Raw genomic sequence first — 26,014 nt, 5'->3', positions numbered from 1 at the left:
GGGACGGCGGCGGCCTACAGGGCCAGGGAGCCGACTTCTTCGTGGCTGCCCGCGGCCCACTCGCCGAGGAGGAACTCATACGCCTCGGAGGGCCACTCGCTGTCCACCCCGGTCTCGACGAGGTGCCGGATCGCCTCGTTCGCCTCTGCGGCGGACGGGCGGGCGGGACCCGCGGTCGGGAGTGTCTTGTACATGGGGTCAAGGCTACGGGCGGGCACTGACAGCCACCCCCGGTTAAACCGCGGCCCGGGGTGGCGTGGGTCACCCCGGGCCCTCCGCCGGACCCGGCGGGCGGCGCCGACCTGCGTCAGAGCGCCTGAGCGGCGGGCTTGACCATGCCGCGCACTGTGCGGGACTTCACAAAATCTCCGATGGCCGTCATCTCCCATTCGCCGGAGAACTGCTTGATCAGCTTGGCCATCATCACGCCGGTCTGCGGTTCGGCGCCGGTGAGGTCGAAGCGGACCAGCTCCTCGCCGCTGGCCGCGTCGATCAACCGGCAGTACGCCTTGGCGACCTCGGTGAACTTCTGGCCGGAGAAGGAGTTGACCGTGAAGACGAGGCCGGTGGCCTCGGCGGGGATCCGGCCGAGGTCCACGACGATGACCTCGTCGTCCCCGGCGCCCTCACCGGTCAGGTTGTCGCCGGAGTGCTTGATGGCGCCGTTCAGGATCGACAGCTTGCCGAAGTAGCAGCTGTCGATGTGGTTGCGCTGCGGGCCGTACGCGATGACCGAGGCGTCGAGGTCGATGTCCCGGCCGCCGAAGGCCGGCTCCCAGCCGAGGCCCATCTTGACCTGGGAGAGCAGTGGGCGGCCGCCCTTCACCAGGGAGACGGTCTGGTTCTTCTGGAGACTGACCCGGCCCTTGTCGAGGTTGATCTTCCCGGCGCCGGGGGCGGGCGGGGCCGGCGGGGCGGCGGGCGGCGCCTGCGGCGGCGGGAAGGCGGCGGCCGCGGCGGGGGAGGGCGGCGGGGTGTGGACGGCGGCCGGGACGGGCGCGGGGGCGGGGGCGGCGGGCTCCTCGTCCACCGAGACGCCGAAGTCGGTGGCGATCCCGGCGAGGCCGTTGGCGTACCCCTGGCCGACGGCGCGGACCTTCCACGCGCCGCCGCGCAGGTACACCTCGACGACCACCAGGGCGGTCTCGGTGCCCAGCCGCGGCGGGGTGAAGGTGGCGATCACCGCGCCGCCGTCGGCGTCGCGGACGGTGGCGGTGGGCTCGACGCCCTGGAAGCTCTGCCCGGCGGCGTCGGGGCTGGCCGTCACCACGATCCGCTCGATGCCGGGCGGGACCGCGGAGGTGTCCACGGTGATCGAGTCCGGCGCCGAACCGCCACCGGACCGGTAGCTGACACCGGGGCCGGCGGGCTGGTTGTAGAAGATGAAGTCGGCGTCGGAGCGCACCTTGCCGTCGGCGGCGAGCAGGAGCCCGGATACGTCCAGCCGTACCGGAGCGGCCACATCCACCGTCACGCGGACGGCATGGAGCGGCAGGTTCGAACCAGGGGTCATAGCGGTCATGCCGGGAGAACGACCGAAGGCCCTTTGCCGTTCCCTTACCCGCGAGCGGCGCATCCGGTTGCCCCATCCGGCCCCGTCCGGCCCTGCTGGTCCCGGGCCGCGGGCTACCGGCGGTTGCGGGGGTGGTTCCGCGCCGTCCGCTCGTTGCCGAACTTGTAGGCGCCGGTCCAGCGGGCCATGACCAGCTGGGCATCCCCCGACGCCACCTCGGCCAGGAACTTCTCCGCCCGCGCCCCGCGCAGGGTGCCCGCCGCGCGGCCCTGGTGGGTGATGACGACGGCGCCGTCGCGGCGTTGTTCGTACGTGAATCCGTGCGGTCTCGGCATGGCGGCAGCCTGCCTCCCGCCGGGAGGCGCGGGCAACCGGATTTGCCGCCGAGGCGGCCCGGGCCGGACGCCACGACGGCCGTCATGACGTCCGGCTGAGGGAGCGGCTAGGAGGCGCCGGTCACCAGGCGGGGCAGGCCCAGCGGGTTGGCTTCGCGCAGCTCCGGCGGGAGCAGCGGGTCCGGCACCGACTGGTAGGCCACCGGGCGCAGCCACCGCTCGATCGCGGTCCCGCCGACCGAGGTGGAGTGCGAGGTCGCGGCCGGGTACGGGCCACCGTGGTGCTGGGCGGGGGCCACCGCGACACCGGTCGGCCAGCCGTTCACCACGACCCGCCCGGCCAGCCGCGTGACCAGCCCGATCAGCTCCGTCGCCGGGGCGGTCGCGCCCTCGGGCCCGGTGCCCGCACACTCCGCCGCCGACAGCTGGAGGGTGGCGGTGAGGTTGCCGGAGAGCAAGGACAGGACGGCGGCCGCCTCGCCCTGGTCGGCGTACCGCACGACGACGGTGACCGGGCCGAAGCACTCCTCCAGCAGCGCCCCGTACGTCTGCGGCTCGGCCAGCAGGCCGTTCGCGGCGACGGTCAGGTAGCCCGCGCCGACCGTGTGCGGGCCGCCGGATCCGGGCGCGACGGGCGCGGTGACCCCGGGCAGCGCGGCCCGCTCGCGGACGCCGGCGACGAAGTTCTCCCGCATCCGGTGGTCGAGCAGGACCCCCGGACCGGTCTCCCCGAGCGCCTTGGTGAGCGCGCCGGTGAGCCGGTCGCCGTCCGCTCCTTCGGGTACGAGCACCAGCCCGGGCTTGACGCAGAACTGGCCGACGCCGAGCGTGACCGAGCCCGCGAGGCCGCCGCCGATCTCCTCGGCGCGCTCCGCGGCGGCCGCGGGCGTGACCACCACCGGGTTCAGGGAGCCCAGTTCGCCGTGGAAGGGGATGGGGACGGGCCGGGCGGCGGCCGCGTCGAACAGGGCCCGGCCGCCCCGGATGGAACCGGTGAACCCGGCGGCGCTGACGAGCGGGTGACGGATCAGCTCCAGGCCCGCGTCGAACCCGTGGACGACGGACACCACGTCCGGCGGCAGCCCGCTCTCCTCGGCGGCGCGGCGCAGCAGCGCGGCGCACAGCGCGGAGGTGGCGGGGTGGTCGGGGTGCGCCTTGACCACGACGGGGCAGCCCGCGCCGAGCGCGCTGGCGGTGTCGCCGCCCGGGACGGAGAAGGCGAGCGGGAAATTGGAGGCGGCGTAGACCGCGACCACGCCGAGCGGCACCTTGTAGCGGCGCAGTTCGGGCCGGGGCGGGCTGAGGTCGGGGTCGGCGCGGTCGATCCGGACGTCGAGGTACGAACCGTCCTCGACGGCGTCGGCGACGGCGCGCAGCTGGTAGGTCGTGCGGCCCAGCTCGCCGGTGAGGCGGCCCGCGCCGAGGGCGGTCTCCGCGTCGGCGGCCTCGACGACCTGCGCGGCGGAGGCGTCCAGGAGCGCGGCGGCGGCGCGCAGGAAGGCGACGCGGACGGCGCGGTCGGCGAGCGCGCCGCGGGCGGCGTGGGCCGCGCGCACGGCCTGGTCCACCTCACGGGGTGTGGCCTCGGCCGCGACCTGATCGCGCTGCTTCCCGGTACGGGGGTCCACACTCCAGACTGGTGTTCCTGCCATGCTGCACTGCCTCCTGGGCCTGGAGAGGGATCGTTCAGTATTCTGAACGCCGTTCTGGTGGATGAATGATCACATCCGCTGCGGACTCTATTTCCGGGTCTTCGGGGTTGACAAGGCAAAGGGGCGAAAACGCGCATGACGACAGCCGGGTCGGCGGGTACGGAGGAGGGTGCGGCGGCGGGCGCGCCGGTGAAGTCCGCGGTGCGGACGGTGCGGTTGCTGGAGCACTTCGCGGCGCGGCCCGGTCTGCACAGCCTGGCCGACATCCAGCACGACCTCGGACTGCCCAAGTCCAGCCTGTACATGCTGCTGCGCACGCTGGTGGGCATGGGATGGGTGGAGACCGACGCCCAGGGGACCCGCTACGGCATAGGGGTACGGGCGCTGCTCGTCGGCAGTTCGTACATCGACGGGGACGAGGTGGTCGCGGCCGCCCGGCCGACCCTGGACCGGCTCTCGGACGGGACCACCGAGACCATCCACCTGGCCCGGCTGGACGGTACGAGCGTGGTCTACCTGGCCACCCGCCAGTCCCAGCACTACCTGCGCCCCTTCACCCGGGTCGGCCGGCGGCTGCCCGTGCACTCGACCGCGCTGGGCAAGGCGCTGCTGGCCACGCACACCGACGAGGAGGTGCGGCTGCTGCTCCCGGAGCGGCTGGAAGCGGTCACGCAGCACACGATCACGGACCGCGAGGCGCTGATCGAGGAACTGGCGCTGGTGCGCGAGCAGGGGTACGCGGTGGACCGGGAGGAGAACACGCTGGGGCTGCGCTGTTTCGGGGTCGCGGTGCCCTACCGGACTCCGGCGCGGGACGCGGTGAGCTGCTCGGTGCCGGTGGCGCGGCTGACGCCGGGGCACGAGCGGGCGATCAAGGCGGCGCTGTTCGAGGCGCGGGACCGGCTGACGGTGGCGACGCGGCGGATGTGAGGCGTCCGGCCCGGGGTGTCTCCCCCGGGCGGGGGAGACGGATCACCTTCACGGGGGAGGTGGCGGGGCGGCGCAGGCGGGACCGTGGACCCATGAACACGCGAGCCGTGAAGACGGCGCATCCGACGCGATCGGCGGACCTCGACCAGGTACCCGGCCCGCAATCCCCGGCACTCGGGACGGCGGGCGGGGCCGGGGCGGGCATCGGTGTCGGCCGCAGGGTCCTGGGGGCGGTGGCACTGGCCGCCACCGTGCCGTACCTGACGCTCAAGGCGGCCTGGCTGGCGGGGAGCGGGATCGGGATACCGCGGGGGAGCGTGCTGCGGGATCCGGGGCTGTTCTTCACCGTGGCCAATTCCCTGACGCTGGCGATGGACGCCTGCCTCATCGCCCTCGTGCTGGTGCTCACCCGGCCCTGGGGCATGCGGGTGCCGGCCTGGCTGCTGGTCGTCCCCGCCTTCGTGGCCACCGGGCTGCTCACGCCGATCCTCACGGGGTTTCCGGGCCAGCTGCTCATACGGGCGCTGGGGGTGGAGGCGGACACGGGCGCGGCCCGGGCCGTCCGGGAGCCCTTCCTCGATCCGTGGGTGTTCGACGTCGTCTACACCGGTTTCACCGTTCAAGGACTCGCCCTCGCCGGTTTGTTCGTGCCCTACGCGCGACAGCGCTGGGGCCACCGGTGGCAGGGCGTGCCGGGTCCGCGGCTTCCGTCGTCCACGGGGGTGGTGGCGGGAGCCGCGGCGGCGGCGGGCCTGTTGGTGGGCGCGGCCTACCTGTACTGGGGGTTCGGGGGCACGGCCGGGCTGACCGCGGGGCAGCGGGCCGAGCGCACCGCGGACTGGACCGTGGTGTCGGTGATCCACGCGGCCTGTGCGGGGGGCGCCGGTGCGGGCGCGGTGCTCCTGGCCCGGGGGTGGTGGCCGGGCAGGGGATCGGCTCGGGGCCGGGCCCGCTGGCCGCTGGCCCTCGCGTGGACCGGCTCGGCGGCGGCGCTCAGTTGGGGGGCCTGGCTCCTGATCGCTTCCCTGAGCGGGGAGTTCGAGGGTGCGCAGGGCACCACGGGTGGCATGTACCTGGCCTACGCTGGCCAGATGATCACCGGTTTGCTCGGGGTCGCCGTGCTCGCGAGGTTCCTCACCGCCCGGCGCACGGACCGGTGAGCGGGTGGTCGGGGTGATCCGGATGATCGGGGGGGATCGGGTGGTTCGGCGATCGGAGGGGTTCGGGTGGCGGGGGCGGGGGTGAGCAGGGCCGGGCTGAAGGCGTTCGGGTTGCGCTGGGTGCACCTGGTGCTCGGCGGGGCGCTGCTGATGCCGTACTTCCTGCTGGCCCAGGTGGTGGTGGGGGTGCTGGCAGGCGGGGTCAATGCCCTCAGCTCCTTCCCGCTGACCCTCATCGCGTACGCGGCGGCGCTGCCGCTGGTGGCGGTGAGTGCGGTGTTCCCCCTGGTGAGGCCGATGTCGGTGGCCGCGGTCCGGGCGCTGTGCGGGGTACCGGGGGAGCGGCTGGCGCAGGGACCCGGCCGGTCCTGGCCGGCCCGGGGGCGGACCTCGGCGTGGTGGACCCTGCACCTGGGGGTCGGGGCGGCCCTGAGCGGGATGACGCTGGCGGTGCCGCCGATGGCGGTGGTGCTGATCGTCCTGCCGTTCGTGAGCGGGCTGCGGGACGTCCGCCGGGGACTCGGCTGGGTGGGCACCGGTACCGGGGCCGCGGCGTACGTCGCCCCGCTGCTCGGGTTCGGGCTGCTCGGCGGGCTGGCGCTGTGCGCGGCGGGGGCCGGGGCACTGCTGGCCCGGCTGGCGCCCGTACTGCTCGGGCCCACCGGAGCGGACCGGCTGGCCGCGGCCGAGGAGCGGGCGGCCGACCTCGCGGTGCGGGGCCGGCTGGCGCGGGAGCTGCACGACGCGGTGGGGCACGCGCTGAGCGCCGTCACCCTCCAGGCGGGGGCGGCCCGGCGGGTGCTGGACACGGATCCGGAGTTCGTCCGGGAGGCGCTGGCCGCGATCGAGGACACCACGCGGCGCACGGTGGGGGAGCTGGACACCGTCCTGGGGCTGCTCCGGGAGGGCGAGGGAGTGGGCGAGGGACCCGGCGCGGCGCCCGCGCCGACCCTGGCCGCAGACCTGGACGGGCTGCTGGTCCGCAGCCGGGCGGGGGGTGTGCGAATCACGGCCCTCCAGGACCCGGGACCCGTCGGCGACTGGGGTCAGCTGCCCGCGGTCGTCTCCCGGGAGGCGTACCGGATCGTCCAGGAGGGCCTGAGCAACGCGCTGCGGCACGGCGGCGGGCCGATCGACCTGCGGATTCGGGTAAGCGAACCGCGGCGCGGCGGTGGACGCCCGGGCGCCGCCGTCCCCGACGCCCCCGGTGACCGGCGCGCCCCCGGTGCCCCCGGCGACCCCGGCGCGCGTGGCCCCCACGACGACCGCCACGGGGAACACCGTCACCCCGGACCGCGCGAACTGGAGTTGATCATGACCAACCCCCCGGGTACGGCCGATGGGCGGGAGCCGCGGACCGGTGGGGGGCGCGGGCTGCGGGGGGCCGCCGAGCGCGCCGCGCTGCTCGGCGGCCGGGTGGAGGCGGGGGAACGGGACGGCCGGTGGCTGCTGCGCGCCGTCCTCCCCTTCGGTGGCGGCGCCCGGTGAACCGGCCGCCGCTGCGCATCGTGGTCGCGGACGACGAGCGCATGGTCCGCACCGCCCTGCGGGTCATCCTGGACGCCGAGCCGGACCTCACGGTGGTGGGCGAGGCGGCAACCGGCGCCGAGGCCGTCTCCCTGGTCCGGTCCCTGGCCCCCGACGTGGTCCTCATGGACGTCCGGATGCCGGAGACCGACGGCATCCGGGCCACCGGCCAGATCCTGGCGACCATGGCGGAGCCGCCCCGGATCGTGGTGGTGACCACCTTCGAGAACGACTCGTACGTGTACGAGGCGCTGCGCGCGGGCGCCGCGGGGTTCCTGCTCAAGCGGGCCCATCCGGAGGAGCTGATCGGCGCCGTCCGCCTCGTCGCCCGCGGTGATTCGCTGCTCTTCCCGGCGGCGGTCCGCTCGCTGGCCGCCGCCCACCGGCCTGGCCGCCCCGCCGCCGCGGCCTGGGCGGCCCGGCTGACCGAGCGGGAGGCCGACGTGCTGCGCCTGATGGCGACCGGGCTGTCGAACCACGAGATCAGCGAGCGGCTCGGGGTCGGCCCGCAGACGGTGAAGACCCACGTGGCGGCGGTCCTGGCCAAGACCGGTTCCCGTGACCGGACCCAGGCGGTCATCGCCGCCTACGAGGGGGGCTTCCTCATGAGGAAAGGCTGAGAAGCCCGCCACAATCGGGGCAGAGTGGAACGTCCGGGGACGCCGGTGCGTCTTTCCGGGAGATGAACAAGACGATCAGGCGCGCGTCGGTCTTCTGTCTGCTTCTGGTGCTTGCCCTGCTGGTGCGGGTCACCTGGGTGCAGGCGTACCAAGGCCAGGCCCTCGCAGACGACAAGAACAACCAGCGGAACATCATCGGGCAGTACGAGAACCCGCTGGGCAACATCATCGTGGGCGGGGAAGCGATCACCGGCTCGACGAAGACCGAGGGGAGCAAGACCTACGCCTACAAGCGGACGTACGCTGACGGCCCGCTGTACGCGCCGATCACCGGTCACACCTCGCAGGCGTACACCTCCACCATGCTGGAGGGGATCTACAAGAACGTCCTGAACGGCTCGGACAACCGGCTCAAGTCGTTCATGGACGTCCTCACCAACAAGCGGGCCGACCCGGGCAACGTCCTGACGACGATCGACAAAGACGTACAGAAGGCCGGGTACGACGCGCTCCAGGGCAAGCAGGGCGCCGCCGTCGCGATGGACCCGGAGACGGGGGAGATCCTCGGCATCGTGAACAACCCGTCCTACGACCCGGGCAGCATCACGGGCAACACCAAGGCCGACGAGGCGGCGTGGGTGAAGCTCTCGGAGAACCAGGGCGCCCCCATGCTCAACGTGGCGCTGCGCAAGCCGCAGGCCCCCGGCTCCACCTTCAAGCTGGTCACGCTGGCGGCGGCCCTGGAGAACGGCCTGTTCAGCTCCATCGACACGCCCACCGGCATCCCGGACCCCTACACGATCCCCGGCACCACGACCGTGCTGAAGAGCGAGGCCCCCACCCCGGGCTGCAACAACGTGACCCTGCGCGAGGGCCTGAAGAAGTCCTGCAACAACGTCTTCGCCGAGCTGGCCTACCGGCTCGGCCAGGACAAGATGCGCGCCATGGCGGAGAAGCTCGGCTTCAACGCGGACACCAAGATCCCGATCGGCACCACTCCGACGAGCAAGTACCCGTCGAAGAAGATGTCCAAGGACCAGGTGGCGCAGACCGGCATCGGCCAGTTCGACGTCCAGGCCACCCCGCTCCAGATGGCGATGGTGACGGCGGCGATCGAGAACGGCGGCAAGCTCGTCGCCCCGCACGTGGTCTCCGAGGTCACCGACTCCAGCGGCAACGTCCTGGAGAGCTTCAAGGACCCGAAGTCCCAGCAGGTCATGAGCGAGCGGACGGCCGCCATGGTCCGCGACGCCATGAAGACGGTGGTCTCCGACGGCGGCGGCAAGCCCGCGCAGGTCTCCGGCGCCGAAGTCGGCGGCAAGACCGGCACCGCCCAGCGGGGCGTCAAGAACAGCCTCGCCCCGCTGGCCTGGTTCACCTCCTACGGCAAGGCGAACGGCAAGCGGATCGCGGTCGCCGTGGTCATCGAGAACTCGGACACCGACCGCTCCGAGATCGGCGGCGGCAGGCTCGCCGCCCCCGTGGCCCAGAAGATGATGAGCGCGTGGCTCGGTAAGTAGCCGCCCGTACAGAAGTGCGAGCGCGCCGGGAACCCGAGGGGGTCCCGGCGCGTCTTGTCTCCCATGATCAGGACCGCACTCCCCGCCGACCTCGACGCGATCGCAGACCTGCACGCCCGCGCCCGCGCCACCTACTACCGGGGCAGGATCCCCGCGGACGCCTACGCGGGCGAGGGCGAGCGGGCCCGTACCCGCGAGGGATGGGCCCGGGCCGTCGCCCGCGGAGACGGCGGCGCCGAGGGCGCGAGCGCGGTGCTCTGCGCCGAGCAGGACGGCGAGCTGACCGGAGTCGCCGCCTTCCGCACCGTGGACGGCGAGGCCACGCTCACCCAGCTGCACGTCGACCCCGGCCACTGGCGGCGCGGCACCGGCACCGCCCTGCACGCCGCCTGCCTCGACCGCTGGCGCCGGGCAGGCATACCCCGGGTCCGGCTGGAGGTCTACGAACACAACCTGCGCGCCCAGGCCTTCTACGCCGCCCACGGCTGGCGCCCCGACCCGCGCACCCCCCGGGCGGGCTCCCACCACACGCTCTGGCTGACGGTCGGAGAGGAGTGAGACGTACCGGGGGGCGGCGCGCCGGGGAATGAGCGGCGCCGGGTGGGCGTTGTGCCGCTGGGACGGCGGAGGCGACCCCTGCGCACCCCCAGAGCCCACCCGGACCCGGAGAGAAGAAGGATCATGCGCGTCGAGATCTGGAGCGACATCGCCTGCCCCTGGTGCTACATAGGCAAGGCCCGTTTCGAGAAGGGGCTGGCCGCCTTCGCGCACCGCGAGGAGGTCGAGGTGGTCCACCGGTCCTTCGAGCTCGACCCGAACCGTGCCAAGGGGAGCGTCGCACCCGTCCTGGAGATGCTGGCCAAGAAGTACGGCCGCACCCTGGATGAGGCGCGCGGCATGGAGGAGCACGTCGCGGCGAGCGCCCGCGCCGAGGGGCTGGAGTACCGCACCGAGGGCCGCGACCACGGCAACACCTTCGACATCCACCGCCTCCTGCACCTGGCCGCCGCCCGGGGCCGCCAGGACGAGCTGCTCGACCTCGCCTACCGGGCGAACTTCGCCGAGGAGCGGTCCGTCTTCGACTCCGAGACCCTGCTGGCCCTCGCCGTTGAGGCGGGCCTGGACGCGGGCGAGGCGGCCGCGGTGCTCGCCGACGCGACCGCCTACGCCGACGCCGTGCGCGCCGACGAGCGTGAGGCGGCCGAACTCGGCGCGAACGCCGTGCCGTTCTTCGTCCTGGACCGCCGCTTCGGGATCTCCGGCGGACAGCCGGCCGAGGTGTTCACCCGGGCGCTGGAGCAGGCGTGGGCCGGGCGCGAGGACGTACCGGCCCCGGCCGCGGCGGAGGCCTGCGAGCCGGACGGCGCGTGCGCGGTGCCGGGCCAGGGCTGAGAACCGGGGGCCCGCGCCGGGCCCCGGATCCCGCAACGTTCGGCCGAACCGGCCATGGACGAGGGGCTGTTGCTCCCGCAGAGTGGGGACCATGGATCTTCCCCGTGCCGACGTGAGCCGTGCCGAACCGAGTCCGGTCGAACCGAGCCGCGCCGAACCCGGTCGCGCCGAACCCGGGCTCGCCGATGCGGTCCGGGCCGAGTTCGGCCACACCACCGCCTACCTCAACACCGCCACCTGCGGGATCCTCCCGCGCGCCGCCGTCGCGGCCGTGCACGCCCTGGCGGACGCCGCCGGGGCCGGGGATCCCGCGGGGTTCGGTGACCTCGGCGTCGTGGGCCGGGTGCGCGAGGGCTTCGCGCGGCTGGCCGGGGTCGCGCCGTCGCGCGTGGCCGTCGGCTCGGCGGTGTCCACCCATGTGGCGCTGATCGCCGCCGCCCTGCCCGCCGGGGCCGAAGTCCTGTGCGTCGAGGACGACTTCGCCTCCGTGCTGAACCCCTTCGTGGTGCGGGGCGACCTCACGCTGCGGTTCGTCCCGCTGGAATCGGTCGCCGAAGCCGTCGGCGAGCGCACCGCGCTGGTCGCGCTGAGCGCCGTACAGTCCGCGGACGGCCGGCTGGCCGACCTCGCGGCGATCCGTGAGGCGGCCTCCGGGTACGGGGCGCGGATGCTGGTGGACGCGACGCAGGCGGTCGGCTGGCTGCCCTTCGACGCGGCGCCCTACGACTACACCGTGACCGCCGGGTTCAAGTGGCTGCTCGCCTCGCGCGGGGTCTCGTACCTGACGGTCTCCGAGGAGGCGCAGGACACGCTGGTGCCGCTGCACGCAGGCTGGGTGGCGGCCACCCCGGGGCGGGAGTCCTTCTACGGGCCGATGCCCGAACTAGCCCACGACGCGCGCCGGTTCGACGAATCACCGGCCTTCCTCGCCTACCACGCCGCCGAGCCGTCGCTGGCCCTGCTGGAGCGGGTCGGCATCGAGGCGGTGCACGCCCACGACACCGCCCTGGCGGCCCGGTTCCGGGCCGGGCTCGCGCGCCTGGGGCACGAACCCGTCCCGGGCAGCGCCCCGATCGTCTCCGTCCCGGGCCTGGCCGACCGCCAGCCCGCGCTGCTCGCGGCGGGCATCCCCACCGCCGCCCGCGCGGGCGCGCTGCGGGCCTCGTTCCACCTCTACACCACGGAGGCGGACGTGGACCGGGCCCTCGACGCCCTGTCCGGCTGAGCCTGTCCGGCTGAGCCCTGCCCGTCCGACCGCTGCCCGTCCGACCGCTGCCCGTCCGACCCCCGGCCTCAGGCGGCCCCGGCGCGCCCCCACGCCGCCGTGGCCGCGTCCACGGCCGGAGCCGCCGGGACGGACAGGGCCGCGGCCAGGGCCGTCAGCGAGGCGTGCACCGCGGGGAGCGCGGCGGCCGGGCCGAAGTGGTTCACCCGGATCATCTCCTGGGCCAGCGCGCCGCCGCCCGCGGCCAGCGGGGCCGAGGGGTCGGCGGCGAGGGCCCGTGCGACCACCGACGCGGCCCCCGTCACCCGCAAGGTGGTGGCCACCGGGGCCGCGTCCGCCGCGTCGACGACGTACGGGTCCACCCCCAGCGCCGCCGCGCCCGCCCGGGTCGCCGCCGCGGCGGCCGCGTGGCGGGCCATCACGGCCGCCGGGCCCTCCTCGGCGATCCGGGCCAGGCACGCCTCCAGCGCGAGCATCTCCAGCTGGGCCGGAGCGTGCAGCAAGGTGGTGCGGCCGCCGTCGATCCAGCGCTCCTTCCAGTCCAGGAGGGAGAGGTACGAGCGGCGCGGCGCCGACGGGTTCGCCGCGAACCGGGCCCACGCGCGCTCCGAGACCGACACGGCCGACACCCCGGCCGGTCCGCCCATCGCCTTCTGCGCCCCGATCACGCACAGGTCCACGCCCCACGCGTCCGGCAGCAGGGGTTCCGCGCCCACCGAGGCCACCGCGTCCAGCATGAACAGCGCGCCGTGCGCCCGGACGACCTCGCCGATCTCCGCGACCGGGTTGGTGTTCCCGGTCGCCGCCTCCGCGTGCACCAGCGAGACGAAGTCGATCTCCGGCCGTTCGGCGAGGGCGCGTTCGACCTGCGCCGCGCTCACGGCGGTGTCGAACGGCACCGTCAGGTCCACCACGGTCGCGCCGCAGTCGCGCAGCCAGTTGCCGAAGGTGGTCCCGTACGGCCCCGTCACGACGTTCAGCGCCGTCGAACCGGGCCGCGCCCCCGAGCGGATGCAGCCCTCCAGCGGGAGCAGCGCCTCGCCCTGGGTGATCACCACGTCCTGGCGGGTGGAGAGGAGCTCCGCGACCCCCCGTTCGATCGACGCGAAGCGCTCCGCCGTCAGCGGCGGCAGGTCAAGGAGGGGGTGGGGCGCGGTGCTGGTCACGGGGGTGCTCTCTTCGTCCGAGGTTACCGGCAGAGCGTACCGAGCGGGTGGCTACAGTGCCGCCATGAGCGATGTGCTGCACGTGAAGGGGCGGGTGCTCGTCGGGCCGGACGAGGTCCGCGACGAGTTGTGGGTCGTCGGTGGCCGGATCTCGTACGAGCGCCCGCGCGCCGGGGCCGGTGCGCACGAGGTGACCACCGTGAGCGGCTGGGTGCTGCCGGGGTTGGTGGACGCGCACTGCCACGTGGGGCTCGACGCCCACGGTCCGGTGGACGACGCGACGAGCGAGAAGCAGGCGCTGACGGACCGGGACGCGGGCGCCCTGCTGCTCCGGGACGCCGGATCCCCCTCCGACACCCGCTGGATCGACGCGCGCGACGACCTGCCCAAGGTGATCCGGGCCGGCCGGCACATCGCCCGCACCCGGCGCTACATCCGCAACTACGCCCACGAGATCGAGCCCGCCGACCTCGTCGCGTACGTCGGCCGCGAGGCGCGGCGCGGCGACGGCTGGGTGAAGCTGGTCGGTGACTGGATCGACCGCGAGGTGGGTGACCTGACGGCCTGCTGGCCGCGCGCCGAGGTGGAGGCGGCGATCGCCGAGGCGCACCGGCTGGGCGCCCGGGTGACCGCCCACTGCTTCGCCGAGGACTCGCTGCGCGACCTCGTCGAGGCGGGCATCGACTGCGTGGAACACGCCACCGGCCTGACCGAGGACACCATCCCGCTCTTCGCCGAGCGCGGGGTCGCGATCGTCCCGACGCTGGTGAACATCGCGACGTTCCCCCGGCTGGCCTCGGGCGGCGAGGCCAAGTTCCCGCGCTGGTCGGCCCACTTGCGGCGGCTGCACGAGCGGCGCTACGACACGGTGCGCGCGGCGTACGACGCGGGCGTGCCGGTGTACGTCGGGACGGACGCGGGCGGTTCGCTGCCCCACGGGCTGGTCGCCGCGGAGGTCGCCGAGCTGGTGAAGGCCGGCATCCCGGCATCGGCCGCGCTCTCCGCGACGGCGTGGGGAGCCCGCGCATGGCTGGGCCGGCCCGGACTGGAGGAGGGCGCTCCGGCGGACCTCGTGGTCTACGGGGAGGACCCGCGCGCGGACGTGTCCGTCCTGGCCGACCCGCGCCGGGTGGTACTGGCGGGACGGATCCGCGGCTGAGGGCGCCGGGTTGACCGGTGCGTGACGCCGACCGGTGCCCGGTCGTTGGGAGTGGCCGAAACGTGTGGGGTGCGGGACTGTGGCGCACTCCTGTGCCCCCTGATTCGAATATCTGCGTGGAAACCACCCTTTGGGGTGAACTCACGTCAGGTTGCCGCCCGTTCACTCTCCGTGCGTAAAGATTCCGGGGTCCAGGCCGTCGGCGCGCGATGTCCCCCATGGGCGACGCGACGGCATCCACCTCCCCGGAGGTTCCACCACCGTGAACAGCAACACCTTCCGCATGCCCGCGGCCGTCCTGCTCGCCGCGGGCGCGGTCGCCCTGCTCACCGCCCCCGCCGCCCACGCCACGGGCGGCTCCGGCACCGCGACGAAGGGCGGCGCGGGCGCCGTCGGCACGGCGGGAGCCGTCGTCCTGCGCACCGGGCTCGACGTGGGCCTGCTCAACAAGGCCGTCGACATCCCGCTGACCGCCACCCTGAACGAGGTCAGCGCCCCCGCCGACGCCGCGAAGACCGCCCTGACCGTCACCCTCGACGGGGTGGACCAGGGGCAGCCGGTGAGCGTCCTGCGCGCCGACGCCGCCACCTCGAAGGCGACCGCGGACAAGACCGGCGCCCGGGCCGAGGCCAACCTCGCGCACGCCAAGGTGCACGTGCCCGGACTGCCCGCGCTCTCCCTGATCGAGGTCGAGAAGGTCACCTCGAAGGCCGTGTGCGAGCCCGGCAGGGCGCCGGTGGCCACCTCGAACGTGCTCGGCACGGTGACCGCGCTCGGCAAGAAGATCACCCTGTCCGCCGGCGGCCCGACCCGCGTCGCCGTCCCCGGCGTGGGCGAGGTCGGCCTGGAGCTGTCCAGTACGCGGACCACCTCGACCACCGCCGCCGCGGCCGCCCTGCGGCTCACGGTGTCGCTGAACCCGGGCAACCTGAACGTCGCCCAGGTGACCGGCGAGGTGGTCCTGGCCGAGGCGCACTGCGAGCGGGCGGGCGGCATCGTGCCCTCCGTCGCCCCGTCCGCGGCGCCGCCCTCTGCCGTGAAGCCCGCCGCGGTGGCCGACGTCAAGCCCCGGTCGCAGGGCGGCGGGGCCAACCTCGCCGAGACCGGGGCCGGTTCGGTCACCCCGTACGTGGCGGGCGGCGCGCTGCTCCTGCTGGGGGCGGGCGTCGCCGCCCTCGTGGTGACCCGCGGCCGGGGCCGCGGCCGGACCCAGTAGCGGTCCCGACCCCGGCCACAGCGCTAGCGGTTGGCGTGCGTCAGCCCCTGCTCGGCCGCCTTGCGCGAGAGCACCGCCTCCGTCACCTGCCGGTCGACGGCGGCGTACTCCGCCCGCTTGCCGGCGCCGAGCCCGGTGTCCGAGGCGGCGCAGGAGGCACACACCACGCGGAACGGCGCGTCCATGTCCGAGTACTGGGTGAGGAATTCGGCCTTGGTCACTTCCCAGCGGCCCGGCCGGGAGGCCGACGGGGAGAAGGTGAAGCGCGGGATCGAGCCCATGTTGCCGCGCTTCATCTCCGGTGGCACGAAGCTGGCGACCTGGTCGCCCATCCCGTACACCACCCAGGTGCCGTTGATCTTCTCGTACGGCTGCGGCACGTGGTTGTGGGTGCCGAGGATCAGGTCGATGTCCGGCTGCCCGTCCGTGCGGGACGCGGTGAGCGCCCGCGCCAGCTCCAGCTGCTGGGCGTCGGGCGCGGTCTGCCACTCGGTGCCCCAGTGCACGCTGAGGACCACCACGTCGGCGCCCGCCGCCCGCGCCGCCCGGGCGTCGGCCAGGATCCGCCCCTGGTCGATCAGGTTCACCGACCAGGGCTTGCCCTCGGGGACCGGGATGCCGTTCGTGCCGTAGGTGTACGACAGCTGGGCGATCTTCGCGCCGCCCGCGCTCAGCAGCGCCGGGGTCTTGGCCTCGGCCGCGCTGCGGGCCGAGCCGGTGTGCCCCAGGCCGACCCGGTCGAGGTGGTCGAGCGTCCGGGCGAGGCCGGGGTAACCGGCGTCCAGGGTGTGGTTCGACGCCGTCGAGCAGCTGTCGTACCCGGTGTCCTTCAGGGCGTCGGCCAGTTCGTGCGGGGCCTTGAAGGTGGGGTAGCCGGTGAAGGGGCCGCCCGGCTCCCCGTACGGTATCTCGTGGTGGCAGATCGCCACGTCCGCGGCGCTCACCACGGGTTTGACGCCCGCGAGTATCTTGCGGAAGTCGTGGCCGCCGTCGCCGCCCGCGTCCAGCGCCGAGCGCTCGATGATCGAGGGGTACGGGATGATGTCGCCCGTCCCGACGAGGGTGAAGGGCCGGGCGTCCGAAGGGGTGGCCGCCCCGCCCGTCGCCGCGCCGGTCCCGCCCGTACCGCCCGTCCCGCCCGGCTCGGGCGCGTCGGCGGCCAGCCGCTGCCCGGCCGCCGGGGCGCCGCCGTCGAGCAGCCTCGGCACGGCGTGAACGCCGCCCGCGACGAGGGCCAGCCCCGCCGCGCCCACCGCGATCCTGACGGATGTCCTCATCCTGGTGTTCCCCCGGAGCCTCGCGCACCGGTCCGTTCCGGCCACGCTTCGTGTCCGAACACTCTCGCACGGTCGTTCGCGGCGGGCGAGGCGATCACGGGCCGCCCCGCGTTCAGGCGGACGTCAGCGTCAGCGCGTGGTCCAGCGCCTGGAGCAGCCGCCCCGTCGTCGCGCGGTCGCGCACCGCCAGCCGGAGCCAGGACCGGTCCAGCCCGGGGAAGGTGTCCCCGCGCCGGACGGCGAAGCCGAGGGCCCGCAGCCGGTCCCGTACCTCCGGCGCCCGGTCCACCCGGATCAGGACGAACGGGCCCGCCGCCTCTCCCGCCACCGTGACCTCGTCGAATTCGGCCAGCCCGGCCAGCAGGTGGATGCGGTCCACCTCGATCTGCCGCGCGGCAGCCTCCGCCTCCGCCAGCGCCGCCGGGCCCACGCAGGCCTCGGCCGCCGCGAGCGCCGGGCTCGACACCGGCCACAGCGGCTGCGCGGCCGACAGCGCGGCGATCACCGCGGGATCGGCCAGCACGTAGCCGATCCGCAGCCCGGCCAGCCCCCACGTCTTGGTCAGACTGCGCAGCACCACCAGCCCGGGCACGTCCGTCCGGCCGGCCAGCGCCTCGCGTTCCCCCGGCACCGCGTCCATGAAGGCCTCGTCGACCACCAGCGTCCGCCCCGGCCGGGCCAGCGCGGCCAGCCCCGCCGCGGGGTGCAGCACCGACGTCGGGTTGGTCGGATTGCCGATGACCACGAGGTCCGCGTCCTCGGGTATCGCGGCCGGATCCAGCCGGAAGCCGTCCTCGGGCCGCAGCAGCACCCGCTCCACCCGGTGCCCGGCGTCGCGCAGCGCCGCCTCCGGCTCGGTGAACTGCGGGTGCACCACCACCGGCCGTACGGCCCCCAGCGCCCGGGCGATCAGGACGAACGCCTCCGCCGCCCCGGCAGTCAGCAGGACGCGCTCCACGGGCAGCCCGTGGCGCGCGGCCACCGCCGCGCGCGCCGCCCGCCCGTCCGGATAGGCCGACAGCGCGTCCAGCGAGGCGGCGATCCGCTCCTTCAGCCAGGCCGGGGGAGTGCCGGACCGTACGTTGACGGCCAGGTCGACCAGCCGCCCCGGCGCGTCCACCAGCTCCGCGTCCCCGTGGTGGCGCAGGTCGTGCGCCTCGGCCCGGGCCACCGCGCAGGTGGCCGCCGCCGACTTCCGCTTGGGGACGAGCAGCTCGCCGCCCCCCGCCAGCGCCGCCGCCTCCGCCACCGAGGGCGTGCCGGCCGCCGCCCGGGCGGCCTCGCTCGGGTGCGGGACCGCGATCCGTTCCAGCTCCCCGGGCCCGTAGGTCAGCAGCGGCACGCCGAAGCGCTCGGCCGCGCCCAAGATCCCGGCCTCGGCCGCCTTCGACTCCACCGTGGCCAGCGCGGTGAGCGCCGCCACGGCCAGTCCCGCATCCCGCAGCGTCTCCTCGACCAGGGCGCAGACCTCCGCCGCCGAGACCCCCGAACGGCCGCCGACCCCGACGACCACCCGCTCGTACCCGCTGTAACCGCCCTGCTCGCCCACCGGTGACCCTCGCTCCCTCGACATCGTCAGCCGTCAACTTCGCATCGTCCGCCGCCCCGCGCGCGAAGGTGCGCGCGGGCCCGGCAGTCGGTATCCAGGGGCCTATGGCCGTGATCGTGGCGTTGGGCGCGTTCCTGATGACGCTGGCGGGCGGGTGGACGGCGCAACGCGTCACCGACCGCCGCCACCTCGTGCTGGGCCTGGCGGGCGGGCTGATGCTCGGCGTCGTGGGCCTGGACCTGCTGCCGGAGGCGATGCGGGCGGCCGGGGACGAGGTGTTCGGCGTCCCGCTCGCCCTGCTGCTCTTCGTGGCCGGGTTCCTCGTCGCGCACGTGGTGGAGCGGGCCCTGGCGGTCCGCCAGGCCTCGCACGGCGGCGCGAACGGCTCCGGGCACGGCGAGCACGGGGCCAGGGTGCCCCAGGTCGGCCTGACGGCGGCGGGCGCGATGGTCGGCCACAGCCTCGCCGACGGTGTCGCGCTCGGCGCCGCCTTCCAGGTCGGCGGCGGGATGGGGGTGGCCGTCGCACTGGCCGTCATCACCCACGACTTCGCCGACGGGTTCAACACCTACACCCTCACCAGCCTGTACGGGAACGCCCGCCGCAAGGCCCTGATGATGCTCTTCGCGGACGCCGTGGCCCCCGTCGCCGGAGCGGCGTCCACCCTGCTGTTCACCCTTCCGGAGGAACCGCTGGGGGGATACCTCGGCTTCTTCGCCGGCATCCTGCTCTACCTCGCGTCGGCCGAGATCCTGCCCGAGGCGCACCACCGCCACCCCGCCCTGTCCACGCTGATGTGCACGGTGGGCGGGGTCGCGGGCATCTGGCTGCTCGTGGGCCTCGCGGACTGACCTCACGGGACGTCCGCTGCCCCCGCCGGCGCCCCCGCGCGCACGGCGGCCGCGCGCGCCGCGGCGACGAAGCGCCACGCCACCGACGGCTCCGCGGCCCAGTGGGTGTGCAGGTAACTGGCGTGTACGGAGCCCAGGACGAAGCCCTCGACCCGGCGCTCGGGACGGGTGAAGCCCCACGCGGGCGCGGCGCCCGCCCCGGCGCCGTCGCCGGTCCCCGCCCCGGGCTCGATCACCGTGCGGTGGAACTCGTGGCCGCGCAGCCTGGTCCCCGCCCGCGCCAGCGGGCTGTCGGAGACCGCCACCGCCTCCCGGTAGCCCAGGGTGAGCCGGTCCGACATCCGCGCGTCGGCGTCCAGCACCCCGCACATCGGCTTGCCGTCCAGCGAACCCGCCAGGTAGAGCAGCCCCGCGCACTCGGCGGCGACCGGCGCCCCCGACGCGGCGAAGGCGGCCACCGCCGCGCGCAGCGGTGCGTTGGCCGAGAGCTCGGGCGCGTACATCTCGGGGAACCCGCCGCCGATGACCAGCCCGGCGGTGCCCTCGGGCAGCGCCTCGTCCCGCAGCGGGTCGAAGGTGACGACCCGCGCCCCGGCGGCGCTCAGCAGCTCCGCGTGCTCGGCGTAAGAGAAGGTGAAGGCGGGCCCGCCCGCGACGGCGACGACGGGTGCGGCGCCGCCGCCGGGGCTCCGCCCCGGACCCCGCGCCTCGAACGCCGGCGGGGCTGGAAGATCCAGCCCGTCCGGCGCCCGGAACAGGGCCTGTTCCGGGGCCCACGCGGCGCAGTCCAGCGGCGGCGCGGTCCGGGCCAGCGCCATCAGCGCCTCCAGATCGCAGCCCGCCCGCACCTGTTCGGCCAGCGCCGCCACCGAGGCCAGCGCGTCCGCCCGGCGCTCGGCGACCGGGACCAGCCCCAGGTGCCGGGAGGGCGCCGCGACCTGCGGCACCCGGCGCAGCACGCCGAGCACCGGCATCCCGGCCTCTTCCAGCGCCTCCCGCAGCATCACCTCGTGCCGGTCGGAGCCGACCTTGTTCAGGATCACGCCCCCGATCCGCACCTGCGGATCGAAGGACGCGAAGCCGTGCGCGAGCGCCGCCACCGACCGGGACTGCGAGGACGCGTCCACCACCAGCACCACCGGCGCCCGCAGCAGCTTGGCGACCTGCGCCGTCGAGGCCAGCTCACCACGGCCGGCCGCCCCGTCGTAGAGGCCCATGACACCTTCGACCACGGCGAGGTCGCACCCGGCCGCGCCGTGCGCGAACAGCGGGCCGATCAGGTCCGGGCCGGACATGAAGGCGTCCAGGTTGCGCCCCGGCCGGCCGGTGGCCAGCGCGTGGTAGCCCGGGTCTATGTAGTCGGGCCCGGCCTTGTGCGGGGAGACGGCGAGGCCGCGCTCCGTGAAGGCCGCCATCAGACCCGTCGCGACGGTGGTCTTGCCGCTGCCGGAGGACGGCGCGGCGATCACCAGGCGCGGGACGGTCACGGACGTCACCACTCGATGCCTCGCTGGCCCTTCTGGCCGGTGTCCATGGGGTGCTTGACCTTGGTCATCTCGGTGACCAGGTCCGCGAACTCGACCAGCTTCTCGGGGGCGTTGCGGCCGGTGATGACGACGTGCTGGGTTCCGGGACGGCCGCGCAGCACCTCGATCACCTCGTCCACGTCGATCCAGCCCCAGTGCAGCGCGTAGGTGAACTCGTCCAGGACGTACAGGGCGTGCGTCTCGGCGGCCAGGTCGCGCTTGACCTGCTCCCAACCCTCCTTGGCCGCCTGCTCGTTGTCGAGCTGCGCGTCGCGCTGGACCCAGGACCAGCCCTCGCCCATCTTGTGCCAGACGACCGGACCGCCCTTGCCCGTCTCGCCGAGCGCCTTGAGCGCGTTCTCCTCGCCGACCTTCCACTTCGCCGACTTGACGAACTGGAACACCCCGACCGGCCAGCCCTGGTTCCAGGCGCGCAGCGCCAGCCCGAAGGCGGCCGTCGACTTGCCCTTGCCGGGTCCGGTGTGGACGAAGACCAGCGGCCGGTTGCGGCGCTGGCGCGTCGTGAGCCCGTCGTCGGGAACGACGGACGGCTGTCCCTGCGGCATTAAGCGGCCCTCCTGTGGGTCGGGGATGAGGTACGTACGTTCTTCACGAGCCCGGCCAGCGAGTCGGCCCGCAGCCCGTCGAGGGTCACCGCGGGGCCGCCCAGGTCGGCGGCCAGCACCCCGGCCAGCCCCAGCCGGACGGGACCCGACTCGCAGTCCACGACCACCGAGGCGACGTGCTCGCCCTGGAGCAGCAGCGCGGCCCGGCGCGCGAGCGCCCGGGCGTCACCGCCCGCCGGACCCGCCGAGGTGGCGCGCCCGTCGGTGACGACCACCAGCAGCGGGCGGCGCGACGGGTCGCGCAGCCGCTCCACGCGCAGCACCTCGTGGGCCTTGAGCAGCCCCGCCGCCAGCGGGGTGCGCCCGCCGGTCGGCAGCTGCTCCAGCCGGGCCGCCGCCGCGTCCACCGACGAGGTGGGCGGCAGCGCCAGCTCGGCGCCGGCGCCGCGGAAGGTGATCAGGCCGACCTTGTCGCGCCGCTGGTAGGCGTCCAGCAGCAGCGACAGGACCGCGCCCTTGACCGCGCCCATCCGCTTGCGGGCCGCCATCGATCCCGAGGCGTCGACGACGAAGAGCACGAGGTTGCCCTCGCGGCCCTCGCGCGTCGCCTGGCGCAGATCGTCCTTGCGCACGACCAGGCCGCGGCCGCTGCGCCCGCGGGCCAGCTGGTGCGGGGCGGCCGCCTGGACGGTCGCCGCGAGGTGCAGCTTGGTCAGCTGGCCCCGGGGGCGTTGCGCGCCGGTCGTGCGCCCGTGCGCGGTACGGGCCCGCGAGCGCCGCCCGGACGCGCCCTCGCCGAGCCCCGGGACGCTGAGCATCTTGGTCCGGAAGGGGTCGGCGGCGCGCACGGCCGCCTGGGTGGGTCCTTCGGCCGCGTCGGCGCGGGCCGGGGCGGGCTCGGGGGCCCCTTCCGGCTCGGCGGGACCGGCCGGTCCGTCCGCCTCCGGCGCGTCCGCCGGTCCGGTCTGTGGCGCCGGGTCCTGCCCGTGGCCCTGCGGCGGCAGCCCGCCGCCGTCCGGGCCGCCGTCGGGGTCCCCGTCGGGGCCGTCCCCGGGGCCGCCCTCCGGTCCGCCGTCGTCCGGACCCTCCGGCTCCGGCTCCGGGTCGGGCTCGGGCTCCTCGTCCGGGAACCCGTCGAGGATCTCGTCCAGCTTGTCCTCGTCCAGCCCCGGCGCGTCGAAGGGGTTGCGCCGCCGCCGGTGCGGCAGCGCCAGCAGCGCGGCCTGGCGCACGTCCTCCTTGCGCACGTCGGTGCGCCCGGCCCAGGCCGCCAGCGCGGTGGCGGTGCGCGCCATCACGATGTCGGCCCGCATCCCGTCGACCTCGAAGGCGGCGCAGGTCGCCGCGATCTGCATCAGTGCGCCGTCCCCGAGCACCACCCGGCCCAGCAGCGCCCGGGCCGCGATCACCCGGGCCCGTACGTCCGCCTCGTCACCGGCCCAGCGCGCGGCGAAGCCCGCGGAGTCGTCCTCGTACGCGAGCCGGCGGCGCACCACCTCGACGCGCTGCGCGGGCTCCCTGGAGGCGGCGACCTCGACGGTCAGCCCGAACCGGTCCAGCAGCTGCGGCCGCAGCTCACCCTCCTCCGGGTTCATCGTGCCGACCAGCAGGAAGCGGGCGGCGTGCCGTACGGAGACGCCCTCGCGCTCGACGTAGGAGGCGCCCATCGCGGCGGCGTCGAGGAGCAGGTCGATGAGGTGGTCGTGCAGCAGGTTGACCTCGTCGACGTAGAGGATCCCGCGGTGCGCGTCGGCCAGCAGGCCCGGTTCGAAGGCCTTCACGCCCTCGGACAAGGCCCGTTCGATGTCCAGCGCGCCGACGAGCCGGTCCTCGGAGGCGCCGACGGGCAGCTCGACCATCCGCGCGGGGCGCGCGGCGGCCGGGCCGGGCTCGTGCGGGCCGTCGGGGCAGGCCGGATCCGGTGCGGTGGGCGCGCAGCTGAACCGGCAGCCGGGGACGACGTCCACGTGCGGCAGCAGCGTCGACAGCGCGCGGACGGCGGTGGACTTGGCCGTCCCCTTCTCGCCGCGCACGAGCACGCCGCCGACCGCGGGGCTCACCGCGTTGAGCAGCAGCGCGAGGCGCAGGTCGGTTTGACCGACCAGTGCGGTGAACGGGTAGGGGGTGCTCACGTGTTGCTCACTCCTTCGAAGGTGCGGACCGTACCCGGGGCTCCGCCCCGGACCCCGCGCCTCAATCGCGGGCGGGGCTGGAGGGTGTCAGCCCGTCCGGCGTTTGAGGACCGGGTCCGGGCGGAGCCCGGTTTCGGGAAGGGGCGGGGTGGGGGAGAGCCCCGCAGGGCCCGGGGCGCCGTCACGGCGCGCCCGGCGGCAGGAACGGGAGCCCCGCCGGGGCGCCGGACTCGATCAGCCGCAGCAGCGCATCGGTATCGGCGTGCTCCTCGATCAGATCGCCGAGCAGATCCAGCTGCTCCTCCCGCAGGGAGCCGAACGACGTGTCCGGGGCCGGAACGAACCGGCGGCCGGCGGCCCGCGCGACCTCCCGCAGGAAGGCCCGCCGGAAGCCGTCGCTCTCCAGCGACCCGTGCCAGTGGGTGCCCCACACCTCACCGACCCGGCACCCGTCCAGGAAGGGGGTGCCGCCCCGCACATCGGCCACGCCGTGGTGGATCTCGTACCCCTGGACGCTCTCGCCCAGCGCGCTCCCGCTCGGCCGCGCGAGGGTCTTCTCCCGCTCGAAGCGGACGCGCACGGGCAGCAGCCCGAGCCCCTCGACGACCCCGGCCCGGGACTCGACCTCGTCCTCGATGGACTCGCCCAGCACCTGGAAGCCACCGCAGACGCCCAGAACCGGCCGCCCCTCGGCGGCCCGCCGGGCCAGCGCGTCGGCGAGGCCGCGCTCGCGCAGCCAGGCCAGCGCCTTCACGGTGCCGCGGGTGCCGGGGACGACGACCAGGTCGGCGTCGGCCAGTTCCTCGGCCCGGTCCACGAACCGCACCACGACGCCCGGTTCGGCGGCCAGCGCGTCCACGTCCGTGAAGTTCGACATCAGCGGGACCGCGCACACCGCCACCCGCAGCACGTCCTCGCCCACCGGCGGGGCGACCACGGACTCCCGTACGGCGCCGCGCAGCGAGACCCGCAGGCCGTCCTCCTCGTCGATGCCGAGCCCGTGCCGGAAGGGCAGCACCCCGTAGGTCGCCCGCCCGGTCAGCCCGCGCAGCATCTCCATGCCCGGCTCCAGCAGGGACACGTCCCCGCGGAACTTGTTGACGAGGTAGCCCGCGATCAGCGACTGGTCCTCGGGCGACAGCAGGGCCGTCGTACCGAAGAAGGAGGCGAAGACCCCGCCGCGGTCGATGTCGCCGACCACGACCACCGGGAAGCGCGCGGCCCGCGCGATCCCCATGTTCACGATGTCCGTGCGCCGCAGGTTGATCTCGGCCGGACTGCCCGCCCCCTCGCAGATCACGGCGTCATACGTGCCCCGCAGCTGCTCCAGGCAGTCCGTGACGATGCCGAGCAACTGCTCCTGCCTCCCCCCGTGATAGCCGCGCGCACTCATCTCACCCACCGGCTTGCCCAGCAGCACGACCTGGCTGCTGCGGTCGCTGCCGGGTTTCAGCAGCACCGGGTTCATCAGCGCGGTGGGTTCGACCCGCGCCGCCTGGGCCTGCATCGCCTGGGCGCGGCCGATCTCGGCGCCCTCCAGGGTGACGAAGGAGTTCAGCGACATGTTCTGTGCCTTGAAGGGCGCCACCTTCACGCCCTGGCGGGCCAGCCAGCGGCAGATGCCCGCGGTGACCACGCTCTTGCCCGCGTCGGAGGTGGTGCCGGCGACCAGGAGTCCGCCGCCGCGCCGTGCGCCGCTCATGCGCTTCCCTTCGTCGTACGACCGGATGCGCGGCGTGACGCGCGCAGTGACGACACCAGCGACCGCAGGGCCACGCATGCCCCGAGGGAGATCCAGGTGACCCGGCGCGAGAGCCGTACGGCGCGCTCGATGTCCGGGGCGTCGACCGGACGGCCCGCCGCCCCGTTCAGCACCGCCCGGTGCTCCACGCGCCCCGCGTACGCCAGGGTCCCGCCGAGGCGGACCCCGAGCGCGCCCGCGAAGGAGGCCTCCACCGGGCCGGCGTTCGGGCTGGGGTGGGCGGCGGCGTCCGCGCGCCAGGCCCGTACGGCGCCCCGCCGGTCGGGTCCGGCCGCCACGGCGGCCAGCGCGGTCAGCCGGGCGCCCGGCCAGCCCGCGACGTCGTCGAGCCGGGCCGAGGCCCAGCCGTAGCGCAGGTAGCGCGGGGAGCGGTGGCCGACCATCGCGTCCAGGGTGTTCACGGCGCGGAAGAACAGCAGCCCGGGCACCCCCGCCAGGGCGCCCCAGACCAGGGCGCCGACGACGGCGTCCGAGGTGTTCTCGGCGACGGACTCCACGACGGCGCGGGCGATCTGCTGCTCGTCCAGGGCCTGCGGGTCGCGTCCGCACAGGTGCGGCAGCCGCTCCCGGGCCACCTCGGTGTCCCCGGCGGCCAGGGCGCCCCCGATGGCCAGGGCTTCGCGGCCCAGCGAGGTGCCGCCCACCACCGCCCAGGTGGCGGCGGCGGTCAGGGCGATGCGGGCGGCGGCGGGCCGGGAGCGCACGGCGCGGGCGCCGAGCGCGCCGACGGCGGCCGCGCCCCCCGCGCACACCAGGGTGTGCAGGGCGCCCCGGGCCCGGCTGTGGCCCCACAGGGCCCGTTCGACGGTGGCGGCGGTCCGCCCGAAGGCGGCGACGGGATGCCCGCGGCGCGGATCACCGAGGATCCGGTCGCCGATCAGGCCGGCCGTCGCGCCGTACGCGAAAACGCGATCGGCACGCATGTGGCAGGTAGGT

Annotated in this window: 22 protein-coding genes and 1 pseudogene; 11 read left to right on the top strand and 12 right to left on the bottom strand. The window is 75.2% G+C overall.

Annotation, left to right across the window (positions count from 1 at the left end):
- Positions 1 to 14: 14 nt before the first annotated feature.
- The 4 genes from ABZY31_RS14195 to ABZY31_RS14180 all read right to left on the bottom strand — a co-directional run bounded on the left by ABZY31_RS14195 (position 15) and on the right by ABZY31_RS14180 (position 3,500).
- Positions 15 to 194, bottom strand: coding sequence for a hypothetical protein (locus ABZY31_RS14195; protein WP_356409195.1), 180 nt, complete (start codon positions 192 to 194; stop codon positions 15 to 17).
- Between the two features lie 113 nt (positions 195 to 307).
- Positions 308 to 1,522 (bottom strand): TerD family protein, encoded by a 1,215-nt coding sequence (locus ABZY31_RS14190; RefSeq protein WP_356409192.1) that lies wholly within the window; start codon positions 1,520 to 1,522, stop codon positions 308 to 310.
- A gap of 104 nt (positions 1,523 to 1,626) precedes the next feature.
- Complete coding sequence (locus ABZY31_RS14185) at positions 1,627 to 1,848, bottom strand: hypothetical protein (RefSeq protein ID WP_356409190.1); 222 nt, start codon at positions 1,846 to 1,848, stop codon at positions 1,627 to 1,629.
- Positions 1,849 to 1,955: 107 nt separating this feature from the next.
- On the bottom strand, positions 1,956 to 3,500 hold the full coding sequence (locus tag ABZY31_RS14180) for an aldehyde dehydrogenase (NADP(+)) (protein WP_356409187.1): 1,545 nt from the start codon (positions 3,498 to 3,500) through the stop codon (positions 1,956 to 1,958).
- Positions 3,501 to 3,635: 135 nt separating this feature from the next.
- Here ABZY31_RS14180 and ABZY31_RS14175 point away from each other — a divergent pair, with 135 nt between their 5' ends.
- The 8 genes from ABZY31_RS14175 to ABZY31_RS14140 all read left to right on the top strand — a co-directional run bounded on the left by ABZY31_RS14175 (position 3,636) and on the right by ABZY31_RS14140 (position 11,874).
- Positions 3,636 to 4,430 (top strand): IclR family transcriptional regulator, encoded by a 795-nt coding sequence (locus tag ABZY31_RS14175; protein WP_356409184.1) that lies wholly within the window; start codon positions 3,636 to 3,638, stop codon positions 4,428 to 4,430.
- Positions 4,431 to 4,522: 92 nt separating this feature from the next.
- The gene (locus tag ABZY31_RS14170; protein WP_356409181.1) at positions 4,523 to 5,590 is read left to right on the top strand and encodes a hypothetical protein; all 1,068 of its coding nucleotides are present in this window, start codon (positions 4,523 to 4,525) and stop codon (positions 5,588 to 5,590) included.
- 150 nt (positions 5,591 to 5,740) lie between these two features.
- Complete coding sequence (locus ABZY31_RS14165) at positions 5,741 to 7,078, top strand: histidine kinase (protein ID WP_356409290.1); 1,338 nt, start codon at positions 5,741 to 5,743, stop codon at positions 7,076 to 7,078.
- The gene (locus tag ABZY31_RS14160) at positions 7,075 to 7,737 is read left to right on the top strand and encodes a response regulator transcription factor (RefSeq protein ID WP_356409178.1); all 663 of its coding nucleotides are present in this window, start codon (positions 7,075 to 7,077) and stop codon (positions 7,735 to 7,737) included. Before ABZY31_RS14165 ends, ABZY31_RS14160 begins: the two co-directional genes overlap by 4 nt.
- 62 nt (positions 7,738 to 7,799) lie before the next feature.
- Entirely contained in the window at positions 7,800 to 9,257 is a 1,458-nt protein-coding gene (locus ABZY31_RS14155) for a penicillin-binding transpeptidase domain-containing protein (RefSeq protein WP_356409176.1), read from the top strand.
- 63 nt (positions 9,258 to 9,320) lie between these two features.
- A complete protein-coding gene (locus ABZY31_RS14150; protein WP_356409173.1) occupies positions 9,321 to 9,815 on the top strand; it encodes a GNAT family N-acetyltransferase in 495 nt (164 codons plus the stop codon).
- A gap of 123 nt (positions 9,816 to 9,938) precedes the next feature.
- On the top strand, positions 9,939 to 10,649 hold the full coding sequence (locus ABZY31_RS14145; protein ID WP_356409170.1) for a DsbA family oxidoreductase: 711 nt from the start codon (positions 9,939 to 9,941) through the stop codon (positions 10,647 to 10,649).
- A gap of 91 nt (positions 10,650 to 10,740) precedes the next feature.
- Positions 10,741 to 11,874, top strand: a complete 1,134-nt coding sequence (locus ABZY31_RS14140; RefSeq protein ID WP_356409167.1) for an aminotransferase class V-fold PLP-dependent enzyme — start codon at positions 10,741 to 10,743, stop codon at positions 11,872 to 11,874.
- Between the two features lie 68 nt (positions 11,875 to 11,942).
- Here the strand turns inward: ABZY31_RS14140 and ABZY31_RS14135 are convergent, their stop codons facing one another.
- A complete protein-coding gene (locus ABZY31_RS14135; protein WP_356409164.1) occupies positions 11,943 to 13,040 on the bottom strand; it encodes an aminotransferase class V-fold PLP-dependent enzyme in 1,098 nt (365 codons plus the stop codon).
- A gap of 64 nt (positions 13,041 to 13,104) precedes the next feature.
- Between ABZY31_RS14135 and ABZY31_RS14130 the strand changes: the two genes are divergently transcribed.
- Positions 13,105 to 14,199: an amidohydrolase family protein gene (locus tag ABZY31_RS14130; protein ID WP_356409161.1), complete on the top strand. Its 1,095-nt coding sequence runs from the start codon at positions 13,105 to 13,107 to the stop codon at positions 14,197 to 14,199.
- 262 nt (positions 14,200 to 14,461) lie between these two features.
- A complete protein-coding gene (locus tag ABZY31_RS14125) occupies positions 14,462 to 15,415 on the top strand; it encodes an SCO1860 family LAETG-anchored protein (RefSeq protein ID WP_356409158.1) in 954 nt (317 codons plus the stop codon).
- A gap of 23 nt (positions 15,416 to 15,438) precedes the next feature.
- Here the strand turns inward: ABZY31_RS14125 and ABZY31_RS14120 are convergent, their stop codons facing one another.
- Together ABZY31_RS14120 and cobC are read right to left on the bottom strand one after the other, a co-directional pair.
- Positions 15,439 to 16,692, bottom strand: a complete 1,254-nt coding sequence (locus ABZY31_RS14120; protein ID WP_356409155.1) for a CapA family protein — start codon at positions 16,690 to 16,692, stop codon at positions 15,439 to 15,441.
- Positions 16,693 to 16,804: 112 nt separating this feature from the next.
- A complete protein-coding gene (gene cobC / locus ABZY31_RS14115; RefSeq protein WP_356409152.1) occupies positions 16,805 to 18,241 on the bottom strand; it encodes an Rv2231c family pyridoxal phosphate-dependent protein CobC in 1,437 nt (478 codons plus the stop codon).
- 104 nt (positions 18,242 to 18,345) lie between these two features.
- On the opposite strand from cobC, the gene ABZY31_RS14110 reads away from it, so the two are divergent.
- Positions 18,346 to 19,092 (top strand): ZIP family metal transporter, encoded by a 747-nt coding sequence (locus ABZY31_RS14110; RefSeq protein WP_356409149.1) that lies wholly within the window; start codon positions 18,346 to 18,348, stop codon positions 19,090 to 19,092.
- Positions 19,093 to 19,094: 2 nt separating this feature from the next.
- On the opposite strand, the gene ABZY31_RS14105 is transcribed toward ABZY31_RS14110, so the two are convergent.
- The 5 genes and pseudogenes from ABZY31_RS14105 to ABZY31_RS14085 all read right to left on the bottom strand — a co-directional run bounded on the left by ABZY31_RS14105 (position 19,095) and on the right by ABZY31_RS14085 (position 26,001).
- A complete protein-coding gene (locus tag ABZY31_RS14105) occupies positions 19,095 to 20,579 on the bottom strand; it encodes a cobyrinate a,c-diamide synthase (protein WP_356409146.1) in 1,485 nt (494 codons plus the stop codon).
- 5 nt (positions 20,580 to 20,584) lie between these two features.
- A complete protein-coding gene (gene cobO / locus ABZY31_RS14100; RefSeq protein ID WP_356409143.1) occupies positions 20,585 to 21,184 on the bottom strand; it encodes a cob(I)yrinic acid a,c-diamide adenosyltransferase in 600 nt (199 codons plus the stop codon).
- On the bottom strand, positions 21,184 to 23,316 hold the full coding sequence (locus ABZY31_RS14095; protein ID WP_356409141.1) for a putative cobaltochelatase: 2,133 nt from the start codon (positions 23,314 to 23,316) through the stop codon (positions 21,184 to 21,186). The genes cobO and ABZY31_RS14095 overlap by 1 nt, the downstream gene beginning before the upstream one ends.
- Positions 23,317 to 23,500: 184 nt before the next feature.
- Positions 23,501 to 25,018: pseudogene (locus ABZY31_RS14090) on the bottom strand (cobyric acid synthase); the annotation flags it as partial.
- Positions 25,015 to 26,001 (bottom strand): cobalamin biosynthesis protein, encoded by a 987-nt coding sequence (locus ABZY31_RS14085; RefSeq protein WP_356409138.1) that lies wholly within the window; start codon positions 25,999 to 26,001, stop codon positions 25,015 to 25,017. The gene ABZY31_RS14085 and the pseudogene ABZY31_RS14090, both read right to left, overlap by 4 nt.
- Positions 26,002 to 26,014: the final 13 nt, after the last annotated feature.

It is taken from the genome of Streptomyces sp. NPDC006529 (assembly GCF_040611795.1).
Taxonomy (GTDB): Bacteria; Actinomycetota; Actinomycetes; order Streptomycetales; family Streptomycetaceae; genus Streptomyces.
Note: the sequence above shows the minus strand (reverse complement) of the source record. Positions and strands in the feature narration are given on the sequence as shown.

Excerpts from the sequence above, each read along its gene's own strand:
- ABZY31_RS14195 (WP_356409195.1), bottom strand. The coding sequence starts at position 194 with ATGTACAAGACACTCCCGACCGCGGGTCCCGCCCGCCCGTCCGCCGCA.
- ABZY31_RS14190 (WP_356409192.1), bottom strand. The coding sequence starts at position 1,522 with ATGACCGCTATGACCCCTGGTTCGAACCTGCCGCTCCATGCCGTCCGC.
- ABZY31_RS14185 (WP_356409190.1), bottom strand. The coding sequence starts at position 1,848 with ATGCCGAGACCGCACGGATTCACGTACGAACAACGCCGCGACGGCGCC.
- ABZY31_RS14180 (WP_356409187.1), bottom strand. The coding sequence starts at position 3,500 with ATGGCAGGAACACCAGTCTGGAGTGTGGACCCCCGTACCGGGAAGCAG.
- ABZY31_RS14175 (WP_356409184.1), top strand. The coding sequence starts at position 3,636 with ATGACGACAGCCGGGTCGGCGGGTACGGAGGAGGGTGCGGCGGCGGGC.
- ABZY31_RS14170 (WP_356409181.1), top strand. The coding sequence starts at position 4,523 with ATGAACACGCGAGCCGTGAAGACGGCGCATCCGACGCGATCGGCGGAC.
- ABZY31_RS14165 (WP_356409290.1), top strand. The coding sequence starts at position 5,741 with ATGCCGTACTTCCTGCTGGCCCAGGTGGTGGTGGGGGTGCTGGCAGGC.
- ABZY31_RS14155 (WP_356409176.1), top strand. The coding sequence starts at position 7,800 with ATGAACAAGACGATCAGGCGCGCGTCGGTCTTCTGTCTGCTTCTGGTG.
- ABZY31_RS14150 (WP_356409173.1), top strand. The coding sequence starts at position 9,321 with ATGATCAGGACCGCACTCCCCGCCGACCTCGACGCGATCGCAGACCTG.
- ABZY31_RS14145 (WP_356409170.1), top strand. The coding sequence starts at position 9,939 with ATGCGCGTCGAGATCTGGAGCGACATCGCCTGCCCCTGGTGCTACATA.
- ABZY31_RS14140 (WP_356409167.1), top strand. The coding sequence starts at position 10,741 with ATGGATCTTCCCCGTGCCGACGTGAGCCGTGCCGAACCGAGTCCGGTC.
- ABZY31_RS14130 (WP_356409161.1), top strand. The coding sequence starts at position 13,105 with ATGAGCGATGTGCTGCACGTGAAGGGGCGGGTGCTCGTCGGGCCGGAC.
- ABZY31_RS14120 (WP_356409155.1), bottom strand. The coding sequence starts at position 16,692 with ATGAGGACATCCGTCAGGATCGCGGTGGGCGCGGCGGGGCTGGCCCTC.
- ABZY31_RS14110 (WP_356409149.1), top strand. The coding sequence starts at position 18,346 with ATGGCCGTGATCGTGGCGTTGGGCGCGTTCCTGATGACGCTGGCGGGC.
- cobO (WP_356409143.1), bottom strand. The coding sequence starts at position 21,184 with ATGCCGCAGGGACAGCCGTCCGTCGTTCCCGACGACGGGCTCACGACG.
- ABZY31_RS14085 (WP_356409138.1), bottom strand. The coding sequence starts at position 26,001 with ATGCGTGCCGATCGCGTTTTCGCGTACGGCGCGACGGCCGGCCTGATC.